At 58.5% G+C, this 366-nt stretch carries 4 tRNA genes; all 4 read left to right on the top strand.

Features of this window, described 5'->3' with window-relative positions:
• Window position 1 precedes the first annotated feature (1 nt).
• Window positions 2–77: transfer RNA gene (locus N8H71_RS28705), tRNA-Glu, on the top strand.
• 2 nt (window positions 78–79) lie between these two features.
• Window positions 80–155, top strand: a tRNA-Gly gene (locus tag N8H71_RS28710).
• 57 nt (window positions 156–212) lie between these two features.
• Window positions 213–288: transfer RNA gene (locus N8H71_RS28715), tRNA-Glu, on the top strand.
• A 2-nt stretch (window positions 289–290) separates the two neighbouring features.
• A tRNA-Gly gene (locus N8H71_RS28720) sits at window positions 291–366 on the top strand.

Genomic DNA, 366 nt, shown 5'->3' on the forward strand with positions numbered 1-366 from the left:
TGTCCCCTTCGTCTAGTGGCCTAGGACACCGCCCTTTCACGGCGGTAACAGGGGTTCGAGTCCCCTAGGGGACGCCATTGCGGGAATAGCTCAGTTGGTAGAGCACGACCTTGCCAAGGTCGGGGTCGCGAGTTCGAGTCTCGTTTCCCGCTCCAAATTCAAAAGCGCCGCTTTGCAAAGAGCGGCGTTTTTATTAGTGAAAGTTGTAGCCTGTCCCCTTCGTCTAGTGGCCTAGGACACCGCCCTTTCACGGCGGTAACAGGGGTTCGAGTCCCCTAGGGGACGCCATTGCGGGAATAGCTCAGTTGGTAGAGCACGACCTTGCCAAGGTCGGGGTCGCGAGTTCGAGTCTCGTTTCCCGCTCCA

This window comes from Pseudomonas koreensis (assembly GCF_025447595.1).
GTDB lineage: Bacteria > Pseudomonadota > Gammaproteobacteria > Pseudomonadales > Pseudomonadaceae > Aquipseudomonas > Aquipseudomonas koreensis_H.